Raw genomic sequence first — 15,033 nt, 5'->3', positions numbered from 1 at the left:
GACTCGAAACATGTAAGTGTGGGGTGGAACGTTTGCTGTTGGTCTTATTCAAGAAATTTCTCGGAAAACGCCAGTCTCACGACTCTTCCGCTATTCCGGATACACCCGAACGCAAAGTGCTGCAAATACAGGAAGGCAACATTCGGCTGCGCAATCAGTTCATTACCGATTATCAGCCTTACGTGGCCAAAGTGACGAGCCGTTTTTGCAAACGGTACATCGACCCGGCTCGGGACGACGAATTCAGCATTGCGCTCGGAGCCTTTAATGAAGCCATCAATCAGTTTTCGCCGGAATCGGGAAGATCGTTTTTGAGTTTCTCCGAAACGGTCATACGCCGGCGTCTGATCGATCATATCCGCAAGGAGTCCCGTTTCACCGGGCAAATTCCTTACAGTTCCTTCGAAGTGGAGGATGATGAAGACAGTATTGTCAATCCTGTGGAAGTCCACCAGGCGATTGAACAGTACGAGAAAGAAAAGACAATTGAAGAACGCCGAAACGAGATTGTGGACTTCAACCGTAGTTTGCAGGATTTCGGGATTTCGTTCAACGATTTGGTCGAGGCTTCTCCCAAGCACAGCGATTCGCGAGAAGCTTTATTTAAGATCGGGGGTATTTTGGCGCGCGACGAAACGATGATGTCCATCATTTCGACCAAGCGCATGCTGCCGATCAAGGAATTGCTGGACCAAGTCAAAGTATCCCGGAAAACGCTGGAGCGCAACCGCAAGTTTATTATTGCCGTCGCTCTGATTCATAGCGGGCCTTATCCGTATTTGAAGCACTATTTGAACATTCCGGAAGCAGATGAAGGAGAGGGGTGAGAGAGCATGCATAAAGGCGTCGTTATGGAAATGACCGAGGCGGATCTGGTTGTACTTACACCGGACGGTCAGTTCAAGAAAGTTCCCCGTATGGGGCGTGCATGCCAAGTTGGAGAAGAAGTTTTGTTCTCCACTCCTCCCTATCGCCTGAAGAGACCTGTTTTATCCGCCGTATTTGCTTTAAGCGCCGCAGTCCTCTTCTGTATCGTTTTGTTTACCGGTCTGGGGAGCAATCTGGAAGGGGTCAAGCCGATCGTGGCTTACGTGACGCTGGACATTAATCCGAGCGTAGAGTTCGGCATCGACCAGGATAACGAGGTGCAAGAAGCGAGGGGACTAAATGATGACGGCATCAAGCTGCTGTCCGGCCTCCAGGTGAAAGGCAAACCGCTGAATGTGGCTACTGAAGCGGTTATGAATCAAGTTGAGCAAAAGGGGTATCTGAATCAGGAAGAAGGGGATGTCATCATCTCCAGCACCAAAGTGTACGAGGAAGCGAAAATAGACGAAAGCAACCTCGGGCAGATCGTCAAGGACACCGTTGCGAAACATATCGAAACGAAGCATCCGCTGACTTCTTCAAACATTCAGGTCACCTCCTTCGTTACCCCGCCGACCATACGCGAGGAAGCTCTCACCAAGGGGGTTTCCGCGGGTAAATATGCGGTTTATTTGAGCGCCAAGGACAATGGAAACGATATTGACCTGAACACCCTCAAGGACGATTCCGTGCACAAAATCGCCCAGCAGGCTGGCGGCTTGAGCAAGCTGATCAATTCCGGAGAAGTTCCCAAAAAAGATGCGCTGTCGCGCTTGCTGGAACAGGAAAGAACGGGCGAGCTCGACGCCAAGGTCAAAGAGAAGAACGATAAAAACAAGAATGACGATAAAAACAAGAATGACGATAAAAAAATATCTACAAGACCATCGATCACTTCCTCTACGAAAACGGATGAGAAGAACGACAAGAATGATAAGAATGACAAAAACGACCGGAATACCGGGAACAACGGCAAGACGGATAGCAAAACCGACAACAAGAACAGCGGCAAAACCGACAACAAGACGGATTCCAAAAATACCGGTAAAACGGACAACAAGTCTGACGGCAAAACCGACAACAAGACGGATACCAAAAACGGTGGCAAAACCGACAACAAAACGGACAACAAGAATGACAGCAAGACCGACAGCAAAACAGACAACAAGACAGACAACAAGACTGATAACAAAACGGATAACAAACCCGACGGTAAAACGGACAGCAAGAACGATAAGAACGACCGCGGCGGAGACGGGAACGCGGGGTTTAAACCGATAGGCGACCGTCCGAGCTGGACCGGTCAAACGCCTCTAAAACCTGTAACCTCGAAAGACGACGAGAAGAAGAAGCAAGAGGAAGAGAAGAAGAAGCAGGAAGAGGCGAAGAAGAAGCAAGAGGAAGAGAAAAAGAAGCTGGAAGAAGCGAAAAAGAAGCAAGAAGAGGAGAAAAAAAAACAGCAGGAGCTAGATAAAAAGAAGCAGGAAGAAGAAAAGAAAAAGCAAGACGACAAGAAGAAGACGGACGACAATAAGAAGAGCGATTCGGACAAAGAGGAAAAAAGTCGCCGGTAAAAGCTTGCCTCACCGGTCGGCCCGGACTTTGCATTAGCAAAATTTGTCGTATCTTGCAAGGAAGCGTACGGTAGTTCCCAAGTTGGAGGGGCTGCAGTACGCTTTTCTTTTTTTCGACATTATTCCCATTTATTAGCCCTTATTTGCGATTGACGGAGTTGGCAAATAACTCTATGATTACTGGTAGTTCGGAAGGGGTACATCCGACCAGCCGCTACACATTCCGATAAGAGGTGTGCATATGTCCGAGTTAAGAAAGCAGTATTTGCGGGCCCTGACCCAATATTTCGAATATGGCAGCAGCGGTTCCCACCACTTGGGCACATCGCTTCTGGAGGCGCTGCAGACGATCGAACCGGAAGAAATCATCCTGCTGCACGAGCAGAGCATACATACGATTACGGCCAGCGTCGATCCGGAGGAAGCGCTGCGCTGCTACCGGCTATCGTTCGTGTTTCTGATGGAGCTGCTGGCCCATTACCGATTCAAAGCGCAGCATATTCCGAACAAGGAGCGGGTGCTCGAAGAGCTGCGAAGCACGCTTGCCAAAACGCACAGCTCGTTTCAGGCCGTCGCCAGCAAATATGAAAACGTTTTACAACATATGGATTGCGGGATTGTCTTATTTAACAGCGAAGGGTTCGTTTCCTTCGTCAACGTGTTGATGGGACGATTTCTGGGCGTTCCGCGAAAATCGCTCGTCGGACTTGACGTTCCCGGACTGGCCTCGTATACGGGACTGTCCCGACCGTTCCGCAAGCTGGTTATCAAGCTGCACCGGGAAATGTTTTTGTACCGGCTTCGCTTTCAGGAGGTCATCGACGAGAACGGCCGCCATTACCTGGTCACAGCGACGTATGGCGAAGAGCTGGACGGCGACATTCTGATCAGTGTGAAGGACGTTACCGAATTCAAAAAAATCGAGCAGTCCGCTTACCAGAACGACAAGCTGGCCATGCTCGGCAAAATCGCCGCCGCCATTGCCCACGAAATTCGCAACCCGCTTACATCCATCCGCGGTTTTATCCAACTGCTTCGCCCTCACCTGGTTCAGCTCGGCAAGGAGGAATACGCCAAAATCGTTATTGACGAGATCGATCGCGCCAACGAGATTATTTACGAGTTTTTAAATTCGTCCAAGCCGTCTACGCCGGACAAGCAGGATATTCACGTCGCTCCTCTGCTGAAGGAGGTCAAGCTGCTGTTCGAGAGCGAGGCGATTCTCAAAGGCTGCGATATCGAGCTGGCGGAGATCGACCCGGCATTAACCGTCTGCGTGGATACGAAACAGATGAAGCAGGCGCTGCTCAACATCATCCAGAATGCGCTGGATGCCATCGGCGGGACGGTTTGCCAAGAGCGAGGCATGATCCGCATTTCGGCAACCGGACAAGCTTCGCAGGTAATCATATCCGTTCAGGACAATGGCTCGGGCATGGATTTTCATACGCAATCGAAGCTGTTCGATCCGTTTTTTACGACCAAATTGGACGGAACGGGATTAGGATTGGCGGTTTGCTATCGGATTATTAAAAATCATGGCGGGCATATTCAGGTCGACAGCGATATCGGGCTTGGCACCCGTTTTAAAATAACGCTGCCGCTGTGCTGACGCGGTATGATACAATAAAAGAAGATTGACAATGTGCCAAGTGAAGGAGAACGAGAGATGAGATATCGGGCATTCGGCAAAATCGGATTTCAGGTGTCCTCGCTTGGGTTCGGGGCTATGAATTTGCCGGGAGTTCCTCTAGAGCAAGCGCGGGACGCCTTGAATTACGCTCTGGACAACGGTATCAATTACATCGATACCGCTGCGGCTTACCGGAATAGCGAAGAGATTATCGGGGAAAGCATCTCGCACAGGCGAGACGAGTTTTTTCTGGCTACTAAAACGAACAAACGGGATTACGCTTCCGCCAAGGAAGACATCGAACGCAGCTTGACGCGGCTGAAAACCGACGTCATCGATTTGCTGCAAATTCACTATGTCAATTACGTGCATGAATTTAAAGCCGCGATGGAGGAGGACGGAGCATACCGAGCGGCAGTGGAGGCGAAGGAAGCCGGCAAGGTACGTCATATCGGCATTACCGGTCACCGGCCGGAGCTAATCGCCAAATGGATTCAGAAGGACCAGTTCGAGCAGGTGCTGTTTCATCTGAACCTGGCTCAGCCGTTCGCGCTCAACGAGCTGATTCCCGAGATGGTTCGCCGCGATATGGCACGGGTGGCGATGAAGCCTTTGTCAGGCGGCTTTATTCGCCCGGTGGACAAGGCCATCCGCTATCCGTACAGCCAGGACGTCCATGTCATCATTTCGGGCATGGTTAGCGTCGACGAGGTCAAGCAAAACATCGCGGCGATGGAGCGGGAGGTCGAGGAAGCGGAGCGTCTGGAGCTCGAACAGATGGCTCAGCAGCTAAGCACGCACAATTGCCGGCGCTGCAACTATTGTTCGTGCCCGATCGGCATTCCGATTCCGGACGTGATGATTTCCAGCGTCGTTCGCCAGCAGATGGGTTTGCTGGCCAAGGGCGACGGATTTTACGAGAAGCACCGGGAGAAAATCCTCGCCTGCGCGGATTACGAGCCGTGCAAGGAGACTCCTCTTTGCCAGAAGCAATGTCCGTACCAGCTGCCGATGCAATCCGTCATTCAGCGCACGGCGGCCAGCTTCTAGCACACTGCCAATAGAAAGAAGCCCGCCGGGAAAGGCGGGCTTTGCAGTGTCAAGCATCAGGCATGCAGTTCCACGTTGCGCGAAGCGACGGGAGGCGGGGCATTGGTCGGCTCGGATTCGGTAAAGTCGGCGAGCGCGATGACGAGCCGGTTGACTTCATGAACCGTGAACGGCATGCCCGTTATCCGTTGCGACAGGTTGGGAAGCGAAACATCGATGCGTCCCGGTTTTCTGCGAATGCTCATATCGTAATTCAATACGGTAAGAGCGGCCGTATAGTCGTCAGCATCCACCGTTTGGACGGTAGGCGCTTCTTTGTAAGAAATAATCAGCTTCTTGCGGTTCCAATATACCGTGCCGGGCTTGAAAGAGACGACCAGCCATTCGGGCTCTCCGGTTTTTCCGGTAAGCTTCACAATGTTTACGCCTTTGCGTTGGGAACGCAGCCGCTGGTTCGTTTTAAAATCGGGAAGAAAAGGGACGATAAAGATAGGGATTGCGCTGGCGATGTAGAGCAGCATGGGCGATTCCTGAACAATGCTGGCAATGAAAAACGCGCCGAAAACTACTATTCCTAGTGCCAATAACCATTTGTTTTTCATGAATCAGGTTCCCCCATATCGAGTCGAACTTTCGGCAAAATACGCTATTTATTATAGCATATGGGCGAGTGCCTTTGAAGATGCAGTTGCTGGCATTGAGGCTGGAATTTGTACAAAATAAAGCGAGGCTGACACCATGGAGCTATTCCGCCGCCGTCGACGCGGCCGCAAGCCTTCCTCCTACCGCCGCGGCATGCTTGCCGCCATTCTGGAGGGCATACCGTCCATACTCCTTTTTCAATTGCTCGGGGGACCTTTCGTCACGGGCTATTTGCTTTACCTGGGGGCTTCTTCCTTCCAGGTCGGAATCGTGCTGGCCATACCGAGCCTAGCCAATACGCTGCAAATCATTGGGGCCTTGCTCATCCAGCGCTATTCGAACCGGAAGCTGCTATTTACGATGCTCTGCGGCGCTCACCGCATCCTATGGGTGCTGGCAGGCGTCGCTCCGCTGCTGCTTCCCAAGGAGTACGGAGTAGGCGCTTACATTGTCGTCTGTATGCTGGCCTTCGTCGGGCAGGCGATCGGCGCGGTGTTCTGGACGTCGCTAATCGCCGATATGGTGCCTGCGCAAGTAAGAGGACGTTACTTTGGCATCCGCAACACGATATTATGGGCGGGCGGCTGCATCGCGATTCTCGTGTTCGGTCAACTGCTGGACCGGCTGCCCGAGCCGCAAGGCTTCCACGTTTTGTACGCGGTGGCCGCGGTATGCGTCGTCATCGATATCTTTTTCTTTTTTCAATACCCGAATCACCCGTTCGAAAAATCGGAGCAGAGCGGAACGAGGGCGATGCTGGCCGTTCCGTTCCGGAACAAAGCTTTTCTGAAATCGATGCTGTTCATCGCCTTATGGCTGTTCCTGCAAGGGATATCCGTTCCGTTCTTCAACTATGTCATGCTCAATATTATGCAGCTCGGCTACAAGTGGATCGCCATCGCCACCATGACGCAGAACGTCGCCATGATGTTTGGCTACTACATGTGGGGCAACCTGAACGCCAGATACAGCTCAAGGAAGCTGCTCTTCTGGACACTGCCGGTCATAGCCGCTTCCTGTATGGGCTGGGGCCTGCTGTCGGCCCTGCCGGCAATCGGCGTGCTGCTGCTCGTGCATATTCTGGTTGGCGTCGGTACGGGAGGCTTCAACCAGCTTATGTTCAATTTTGTGGTCGGCGATACGCCGAAAGCCGAACGGCCGGTGTTTATCGCCGTGTTTTACGCCTTGACGGGGATGGCCGGCTTCCTCGGCCCGTTGCTGGGCGGTGCGCTGTATCGTTTCACGGCGGGCATGCCCCAATGGGTGTCGCTGTTCGGCATCTCGCTTGCGGTTGGCACGATGCTGCTGATCGTGGCGGCGGTCATCGGCTCCGCCGTGCTGTTGGATCGCAAGCTGGGATTCCCCCGCAAGAGAGGAGCGACAGAATGGAGGAGAGAAGGATGAGGAAACGAGTTGCCATGATCGGTCTTGGAGATATTGCCGCCAAAGCGTATTTACCGGTGGTTGCCCATCACCCCCGCATCGAGCTGGTTGCGGTCATGAGCCGCTCGCGGGAGACGGTGGACCGGATCGGCGAAGCATACCGGATCGCCGGGCGGACGACGAGTCTGGACGAATTGCTGGACTTTAAGGCGGATGCCGTATTCGTGCATAGTCCGACAACGACGCATGCGGAGATCGTGATGGCTTGTCTCGACCGCGGGGTGCATGTGTATGTGGACAAGCCGTTGTCCTATAAGCTGCAGGAATCGGAGCTGATGACGGAGCGGGCTGCCCAAAGCGGACGACTGCTGGCTGTCGGCTTCAACCGCAGATTTGCGCCGTTGTATGTGGAGGCGAAGCACTGGCTGGATGAAGTGGGCGGCTTCGATCTGTGTATGGCGCAGAAGCACCGTACGCGGCAGCAGCAGCTGTCGGCAAAAGAAACGATGTACGACGATATGATTCATATGATCGATCTGCTTCTATGGCTTGGGGCCAAGCCTTACGAGCTGACGGATTGGCTGTGCGAGCAGGATGAGACCGGTCGACTGCTGCACGCGTCCGGCAGCCTGCGATTCGGACGAGCGTCCTCGCTGTTCAGCATGAACCGTCGCAGCGGCAGCGATATGGAGAAGCTGGAGCTGCACGGGGGCGGACGCTCGGCGGAGATCGTGAACCTGGAATCCGGTCTGTTCCGGGACGGGCAGACAGGGGAACGGGCACGCCGGTTCGGCAGCTGGGAGACGATCGCCGAGCGGCGGGGCTTCGCGGGAATCGTGAATCATTTCCTCGATTCATTGGATCGTCCCGAGCATTGCAGCATACGCGCGGACTTGGTGATGGACACCCACCGTCTCGTAGAGCGGCTTGCATCGTTAAGCGAAAGCCCGGCGAAATAGTCGGGCTTAAGGATCTGACTTTGTACGGGAAACCATAGCGCAAACGAAGCTTTCGTGGCCGCAGCAGCAGAGTCGATTAACGATATGAACTTTTCATAGAAGGCCGGTTCCGGATTGTGTATAATAAATGCTTGAACACATCGGCCCCGGCCTTTCTGAGAGTGGAAGGCCACGATTACGCAAGAGAACAGGAGATGAAAGGAAAGGTTGAACGTTCAAACATGGAAGCAGGCGTGGCTGTCCAATCCGCGCAGGGACGTCTTGTCGGGCATGACGGTGGCGATCGCGCTCATTCCGGAGGCGATCGCTTTCTCTATTCTGGCGGGAGTTGACCCGATGGTCGGTTTGTACGCGTCCTTCGTGATCGCCGTGACGATTTCCTTCACCGGAGGACGTATGGGCATGATTTCGGCGGCGACCGGCGCGATGGCTTCGCTGATGGGACCGATCGTGGCGAAGTACGGCATCGAATATTTGTTCGCGGCTTCGATCTTGACCGGCGTCATTCAATACGGGATGGGCGTGCTGAAGTTCGGCAGGTTTATTACATTTATTCCGCATTCGGTCGTGACCGGCTTCGTGAATGCGCTGGCGATCATTATTTTTATGGCGCAGTTTCCGAACTTCCGCGGGGCAAATATGCAAATGTATGTGCTTCTGATCGTCACACTGCTTATCGTCTATTTGTTCCCGCTGCTGACCCGGGCCGTTCCGTCCGCGCTTGTCGCTATCGTGGTCATGACGGCGATCTCCATCGGCATGAAGCTCGATGTGCGCACGGTAGGCGACATGGGCGAGCTGACGCAGGCGCTGCCTTTTTTCCATCTGCCGGATATCGAGGTAACGCTGCAGGCGTTCTGGCATATATTGCCGCATTCGCTTGCGCTGGCAGTCGTGGGCATCACCGAGTCGCTGATGACGGCAACGATCGTAGATGAAATGACGGAGACGCGCAGCGACAAGAATAAGGAGATACGCGGGCAAGGCATTGCCAACGTACTGTCCGGCTTGTTCGGCGGAATGGCTGGCTGCGCGATGATCGGTCAGACGGTAATCAATGTGAAATCGGGCGGACGTACGCGCCTGTCCACCTTCGTGTCCGGCGTATTCCTGCTGCTCCTTATTCTTGCGCTTGGCCCTGTCGTCAAGCAAATTCCGATGGCTGCGCTCGTTGGCGTTATGTTCATGGTATCGTTCAGCACGTTCGACTGGAGCTCGCTGCGGAATTTGGCGAGGACGCCTCGCAGCGACGCGCTCGTCATGGTGATGACGGTGGCGGTCGTCGTTGTCACTTCGGACTTGGCGATCGGCGTATTGACCGGCGTGGTGCTGAGCTCGCTAATTTTCGGCTGGAGATCGGCTACCATTAAAGCCTATGCGGTTATGGAGCCGGACGGAACGAAGCGTTATGCAATATCCGGGCAGCTGTTCTTTGGTACGATGGCTCCTTTCGCGGAGCTGTTCGATTACCGCGGCGACCCGGATGAGGTGGTGATCGATTTCGCAGCTTCCCACGTATGGGATCATTCCGCCGTGACCGCCATCGCCAAAGCGACGCAGAAGTACAGGCAGTTAGGCAAACGGGTTACGGTTGCAGGCCTTAACGAAGAAAGCCGACGGCTGATCGATCAGGCTGGTTTGGCTGCCCCTTCGGGACATTGACGGAAAAATGGAAACGTAAGCAGCCCCACCGAAAAGAGGGGCTGTTTGCATTCCATGGATGCAGCTGGATTTCCCGGAGATTGCGTCCGCACAAGTCAGGCTTCCGTCTGGATAAGGTTCTGCGACTTTAACGGTTAGGCCGCGCAAAAGGCCGCTTCGTCCCCGGTTGAACGGCGCGTTGGCCGGACGTAAATCGCTTGCGAATAAGCTCGTTCAACGGCCGCTCGATCCATCGGTAGAACAGCAGGCACAATCCGAGCGCAAGCAGGAAGCAGACCGTAATCGTCATGCTGGCGCCCGCCCAGTCGGGAACATGGGCCGTTCGGGCCAGCTTGAAGGTGACGGACATGGCGGGAAGACTGACGAGCAGGATCGAATAAGAGGCGTCGCCCATCGCGGCGAGCGGCTTCAGCAGCTTGGGCTGCGGCCCTCTCCATGTTACGATGCCGAGCAACAGCAGAGCCGAGGGAACCGTATGGGCCATGTCCACTTGGAGAAAATCCGGCCATTCATGACGGACGATCCAGAGCAGGACGAACAGCGCCGTCCCGGCGGCCATCCACCAGCCGTCGTGCGACCATTTGCGGCGCTTAACGGCCACGGCGACCGCGACGCCGACGAAAAACTCCAGATGAATCGGGTTGAACAGAAACTGGATCGCTGCGCTTTGCTTAATGACGATCCATCCGGCCGCATTCAGCGCGATGATCGTGATCCAGGACGAGCCGATAGCGACAAGCACCTTTTCCTTCAGCAGGAAGCAGAGGGAGAAGGCGAGATAAAACATGACGATGTAGCTCAACGACCACGCCACCGGCAAAATAGGTCCGTTAGCCTGCGGCCACAGCAGAAGTGATCCGACGATCGCCGAGGGCTCCCGCTCGAAGCCGACCCCGAACGACGGCATAAGGATAAAGACCGGAACGACAGCCGCCATAATGAGAATGTACAGCGGATAAATGCGCGCAAGCCGCTTCAATAGAAACGTCCCGAACATGGAGACGTCGCCCCGGTGTTTGCCGTAGATTGCCGTCATCAAATAACCGGTAAGCACGAAAAAAAACGTATAAGCGCCCGAACGGCCCATCCGGCTAATGCCGAGAAAGTCCGTATCGAAGTAGTGCAAGCCGGTCTGGGCGGCATGGAACAGCATCACGAGGAAAACGGCGATCCCGCGCGAAGCCTGAATCATGCGTTTGTTCGCGGAAGGATTCATTCGGGTCTTGGCCCCCTTTACTCGGATAACGGTTGACTTGAGCATTATGACAGGTGAACATGACCCATACGTGAACGGTTGCTGAAAGGAAGCTTAATACAAGCTTAAAATCAGCTTAAAACGAACGAGGAATGCAAAAGGCGAGGAATGACTCTTCAAAACGACGAAGCGCGGCGATGATGGCATTCCGATCCGTTATGTGCGAAAATAAGACAGGCAGCACTTATCGGACAGGGGACGGAGCATCATGAAAAATCGCATGATTTCGATCATTTTTGGATTTCTGCTGTTGTATGTGGCGATTACGCTATATATCGGCTGGAACGGCCGCGTGTTTTGGAACACGGTATTCGGCCCATCGACGGGTTGGGCATTCACGACCGTTTGGGCGCTGCTCGCTTACGGCTATTTGGCGGCCATGCTGCTGCGCCGCATACTGCCGTATCCGGTTTATTCGGCCGTCAAGCTGATCGGCACTTACGGACTCGGCATTTGTATGTACGCGCTGCTTTCGCTCCCTATTGCGGATGTGGCGGTAGCGCTGCTCCGCTGGAGCGGCATGGAGACATCGGCTGCTGTTTCCATCGTCGGCTGGATCGTCGTACTGCTGATTGCGCTGGTGCTGGCGATCGGCTCGCGCAATGCATGGAGCCCGGTCGTCCGTCGGTACGATATCCGCATCGACAAGGAAGCGGGGCCGCGCAAGGAGCTGCGCATTGCGGTCGCCTCGGATCTGCATCTCGGCACGACCATCGGCAAGCCGCATCTGGCCCGGCTGGTGGAGCGGGTGCAAGCCTTGCAGCCGGATCTGGTGCTGCTGCCGGGCGATGTGCTGGACGACAGCATCGAGCCGTTCGTGCGAGAGCGCATGGGCGAAGTGCTGGGCCGGCTGTCTGCGCCGCTTGGCGTATACGCTTCGCTCGGCAATCACGAATATATCGGCGGTCATATCGACGAATATGTGGAGCGGATGAAGGCAATCGGCATTCGGGTGCTTCTTGACGAGGTCGTGCTCGTGGAAGATTCCTTCTACGTGGCAGGCCGCAAGGACGCTGCCGTGGCCCGGGTCGACAAGAGCGGACGCCTGAGCGTAGCCGAACTGCTGAAGGGAACGGACCCGGTTGTGCCGGTCGTGCTTTTGGATCACCAGCCGCGGGATTTCGGCACCGCTGCAGCCGCCGGAGCCGATCTGATGCTATCCGGCCATACGCACCGCGGTCAGCTGATGCCGGGACACCTGATCACGCGAAGGATGTTCGAGCTGGACTGGGGGTATCTGCGCAAGGAGGCGATGCATGTGATCGTTTCCTCGGGCTTCGGTTTCTGGGGACCGCCGATACGCATCGGCAGCCGTTCGGAAGTGCTGGACATTCGGGTTACGTTCGGACGGGAAGGATAGAACGAAGTGTTTGGGAAAAAGCAAGCGGCTTCGCTTACGGGCGGGGCCGCTTGCTCGTCCCTCCGGTCCGACTCGCGAATGCGCTGCCTTTTGAAGGTTCTTTTGGCTTGTCATAACACTGCGACAAAGGCTCTGCGGCAAGGCGCTCGACGATAGTGAACAAGATTCAAAGAAAATATAATAGCCAGATCGCCTTCGATCCTTTAAAATAAGGGAACGTCTGCAGTTCTGAAAGCGTATCCATCAAAGGAGGGCGACCTATGGGGGTAATGGCAAAATACAAGAACAGCTACCTGGTCCGGCTTCTGATGTCCTACATCTTGTTGGCCGTCGTCATGATCGGGTTGTTCGGGGGCATTCTCTACACGAGGGCGAACCAGACGGTCGTCAAGGAAATGTCGCAAAGCAGCAGCAGAAGCCTGGAAAGCATCCGCGACTATACGGAAAAACAATTTTTGCCCAAATTCGAGGACACATACAAACTGATGGCTACGGTCATGCCCGAGATGCTGAAGGAAATCGCTTACCTGCTCGATTATCCTTACCGTGACAACAGCTATATCATCATGACGTTCAATCAGCATTTGAAGCTGGCTTCTCTCGCCAATCCAGGAACGCAAAATATAACGTTTTATTATTTGAAGGACAACATTATTGTCGATTCCAACTATTTTTACGAATCGCCCGAGCGCTCCCCGGACCAGACGTTTCTGGACGGCATCCGGAACGTGCCGGTGCAGCAATGGTTTTTCCGAATGTCCGGGGCTACCGACGAGGGGCAGGATGCGGAACTGCGCCGGGTGCTCACGTATGTGTCCACGCTGCCGCAGCGGGCTGTCGGCGAACAGGTTAAAGGGTATATGTACGTTGACGTCGACATGGACTATTTGGAGAGCACGCTCAAAAACATGCTCGCGCCACAGCTGGAAACGCTTACGGTGATCGGGCCGAACCAGCAGCTTCTTCTGGGCAGCCTCCCGAACGAAGAAGCCGCCGTCAAGGCCATTCAGCGTTACTCGACGGAACCGGCTGCCGGCTTCGAGATCAAGAAAGGCAAAGCGAACCGCGAGGTCGTTTCCTACTTGCCGGAGTCGTTCTCCTCGGTCGGCTGGACGTATGTCGTCAAGAAGCCGATGAACGCCTTCTTCCTGTCGGCGAATGCGTTCAAGCTCGATATTATACGGGGCTGCATTGCGCTCCTGGCTTTGGGCGTGCTCATAGCTCTGGTCGTGTCGCAGCGGTTTTATTTGCCGGTCAAAAAAATAGTGGCCTATATTCGCAAGCAGCACGGCCAGATGCTGCCGCAGACGAGCAACGAATATAAAATGATCGACAACGCGCTCCAGACACTGGACCGGAATTTGATCTACCAGATGAAGACGAGGCGGCTCTACGATCTGCTGCACGGAAACCCCGACGCTTCGAAAGGGGCAGGATTGCTGCATGGCGATTCGCATTGCGTCGTCGCCGTCGTACGGACGGAACGCGGCTCCAGCGACGAGTTCCAGCGCTGCTACGAATGGTGGCCGAAAGCGCATGCTTGCGATTATGTCGCTTTGAATGGCAAGGACTTGGCTTTTTTGTTTTATGTGTACCAGGAGGAAGCGAGCGAAGGTCTGGCCCAAGTGCAAGCGCACTTGGCTGAATTCGATTCGGCCCTCAACCACGAACTGGCGTTCAGCGTTGGACTCGGCACGATCGTCACGGCGGAGGCGGATATTCACCACTCCTTCAAGCAGGCTCTGCAGGCATTGAAATATACGTTTCTGTTCGGTGGGACCCGGATGATTGCGTACGAAGATATCGCCCGGCGGCAGGGGATGCAGGACAAAATGCCTTACGATCAGTACCAGAACGCGCTGCGGGCGGGGAATGTCGAGGCGCTTGAGCGCTTTATCAACGAATTTGCCGGATTGGTCGAACGGACGCCGCTGCAGATCGAAATCGTCGAATTCGAGCTGGTGCAGCTCGTGTCCCGGTTGTCCGAGGTGATTATCGATCTGGATCTGCATGAAGCGGTCATATCCAGCTCGGATTTGCTGGAACGTTACCGGAAAAGCACGATCGACGAAACACTCGAGTGGTTGCGGGAAATCAGCCTGCACATCGCCGAGCACTTACGCTCGCGCAGCGACAATCCTCATTCCGCGGTGATCCATCGGCTGAAGGCGTATATCGACGCCCATCTGGACGAGGACATTTCCCTCGATATTTTGTCTCGGCAGGCTGCCTTATCGGCTTCGTATATTTCGTCGCTGTTCGGCGAAATTTTGCATGTATCCTTCTCGGAATATTTGACCGGCGCCAGGATCAAGAAGGCCGCAGAGTTGTTGACCGGCGGAACGATGTCGGTGACGGAAATCGCCGCGGCGGTCGGGTATCGCAACATCCAATATTTTTGCCGCAAGTTCAAGGAAGCGTATGGCGTCACCCCGACGCAATACCGCAATTCCCGGCCGGGCGATAGCGGGCTGCTCGCTGTGGAGGGGTAACGGCCAATGGGTGCAAACAGGTGTGCTGCGCAACAAGCCGCAGTTCACCTTTTTTGTTTTCCGAAGGCGGGATCGAAGGTGTATTATCTTTGCGGGCGCGCCGTTCGAGAAGTTATAAAGCGTTTTCAAAGAAAGTAACCGTAATTCAATAAAAAT

General features: G+C 54.6%; 11 protein-coding genes. 9 read left to right on the top strand and 2 right to left on the bottom strand.

Features of this window, described 5'->3' with window-relative positions:
* The first annotated feature begins 32 nt into the window (after positions 1 to 32).
* The 4 genes from sigI to ABD796_RS07765 all read left to right on the top strand — a co-directional run bounded on the left by sigI (position 33) and on the right by ABD796_RS07765 (position 5,124).
* A complete protein-coding gene (gene sigI, locus ABD796_RS07780; protein WP_344905463.1) occupies positions 33 to 827 on the top strand; it encodes an RNA polymerase sigma factor SigI in 795 nt (264 codons plus the stop codon).
* 6 nt (positions 828 to 833) lie between these two features.
* Positions 834 to 2,441, top strand: coding sequence for an anti-sigma-I factor RsgI family protein (locus ABD796_RS07775; RefSeq protein WP_344905460.1), 1,608 nt, complete (start codon positions 834 to 836; stop codon positions 2,439 to 2,441).
* Positions 2,442 to 2,682: 241 nt separating this feature from the next.
* Entirely contained in the window at positions 2,683 to 4,053 is a 1,371-nt protein-coding gene (locus ABD796_RS07770; protein WP_344905457.1) for a two-component system sensor histidine kinase NtrB, read from the top strand.
* 57 nt (positions 4,054 to 4,110) lie between these two features.
* The gene (locus ABD796_RS07765; protein ID WP_344905455.1) at positions 4,111 to 5,124 is read left to right on the top strand and encodes an aldo/keto reductase; all 1,014 of its coding nucleotides are present in this window, start codon (positions 4,111 to 4,113) and stop codon (positions 5,122 to 5,124) included.
* Positions 5,125 to 5,180: 56 nt separating this feature from the next.
* Here ABD796_RS07765 and ABD796_RS07760 read toward each other — a convergent pair whose 3' ends face one another.
* Complete coding sequence (locus ABD796_RS07760) at positions 5,181 to 5,726, bottom strand: hypothetical protein (protein WP_344905453.1); 546 nt, start codon at positions 5,724 to 5,726, stop codon at positions 5,181 to 5,183.
* A gap of 136 nt (positions 5,727 to 5,862) precedes the next feature.
* On the opposite strand from ABD796_RS07760, the gene ABD796_RS07755 reads away from it, so the two are divergent.
* From ABD796_RS07755 to ABD796_RS07745, 3 genes are all read left to right on the top strand, one after another.
* Complete coding sequence (locus tag ABD796_RS07755; protein ID WP_344905451.1) at positions 5,863 to 7,170, top strand: MFS transporter; 1,308 nt, start codon at positions 5,863 to 5,865, stop codon at positions 7,168 to 7,170.
* Positions 7,167 to 8,108 (top strand): Gfo/Idh/MocA family protein, encoded by a 942-nt coding sequence (locus ABD796_RS07750; RefSeq protein ID WP_344905449.1) that lies wholly within the window; start codon positions 7,167 to 7,169, stop codon positions 8,106 to 8,108. The genes ABD796_RS07755 and ABD796_RS07750 overlap by 4 nt, the downstream gene beginning before the upstream one ends.
* A gap of 207 nt (positions 8,109 to 8,315) precedes the next feature.
* A complete protein-coding gene (locus ABD796_RS07745; protein WP_344905446.1) occupies positions 8,316 to 9,770 on the top strand; it encodes a SulP family inorganic anion transporter in 1,455 nt (484 codons plus the stop codon).
* A 127-nt stretch (positions 9,771 to 9,897) separates the two neighbouring features.
* Here the strand turns inward: ABD796_RS07745 and ABD796_RS07740 are convergent, their stop codons facing one another.
* On the bottom strand, positions 9,898 to 10,986 hold the full coding sequence (locus tag ABD796_RS07740) for an acyltransferase family protein (protein ID WP_344905443.1): 1,089 nt from the start codon (positions 10,984 to 10,986) through the stop codon (positions 9,898 to 9,900).
* Positions 10,987 to 11,233: 247 nt separating this feature from the next.
* On the opposite strand from ABD796_RS07740, the gene ABD796_RS07735 reads away from it, so the two are divergent.
* On the top strand, positions 11,234 to 12,385 hold the full coding sequence (locus tag ABD796_RS07735; protein ID WP_344905440.1) for a metallophosphoesterase: 1,152 nt from the start codon (positions 11,234 to 11,236) through the stop codon (positions 12,383 to 12,385).
* 260 nt (positions 12,386 to 12,645) lie between these two features.
* Positions 12,646 to 14,877: a helix-turn-helix domain-containing protein gene (locus tag ABD796_RS07730; RefSeq protein ID WP_344905437.1), complete on the top strand. Its 2,232-nt coding sequence runs from the start codon at positions 12,646 to 12,648 to the stop codon at positions 14,875 to 14,877.
* Positions 14,878 to 15,033 lie beyond the last annotated feature (156 nt).

Origin of the sequence: Paenibacillus hodogayensis (assembly GCF_039536325.1) — a bacterium.
Taxonomy (GTDB): domain Bacteria; phylum Bacillota; class Bacilli; order Paenibacillales; family NBRC-103111; genus Paenibacillus_AB; species Paenibacillus_AB hodogayensis.
Note: the sequence above shows the minus strand (reverse complement) of the source record. Positions and strands in the feature narration are given on the sequence as shown.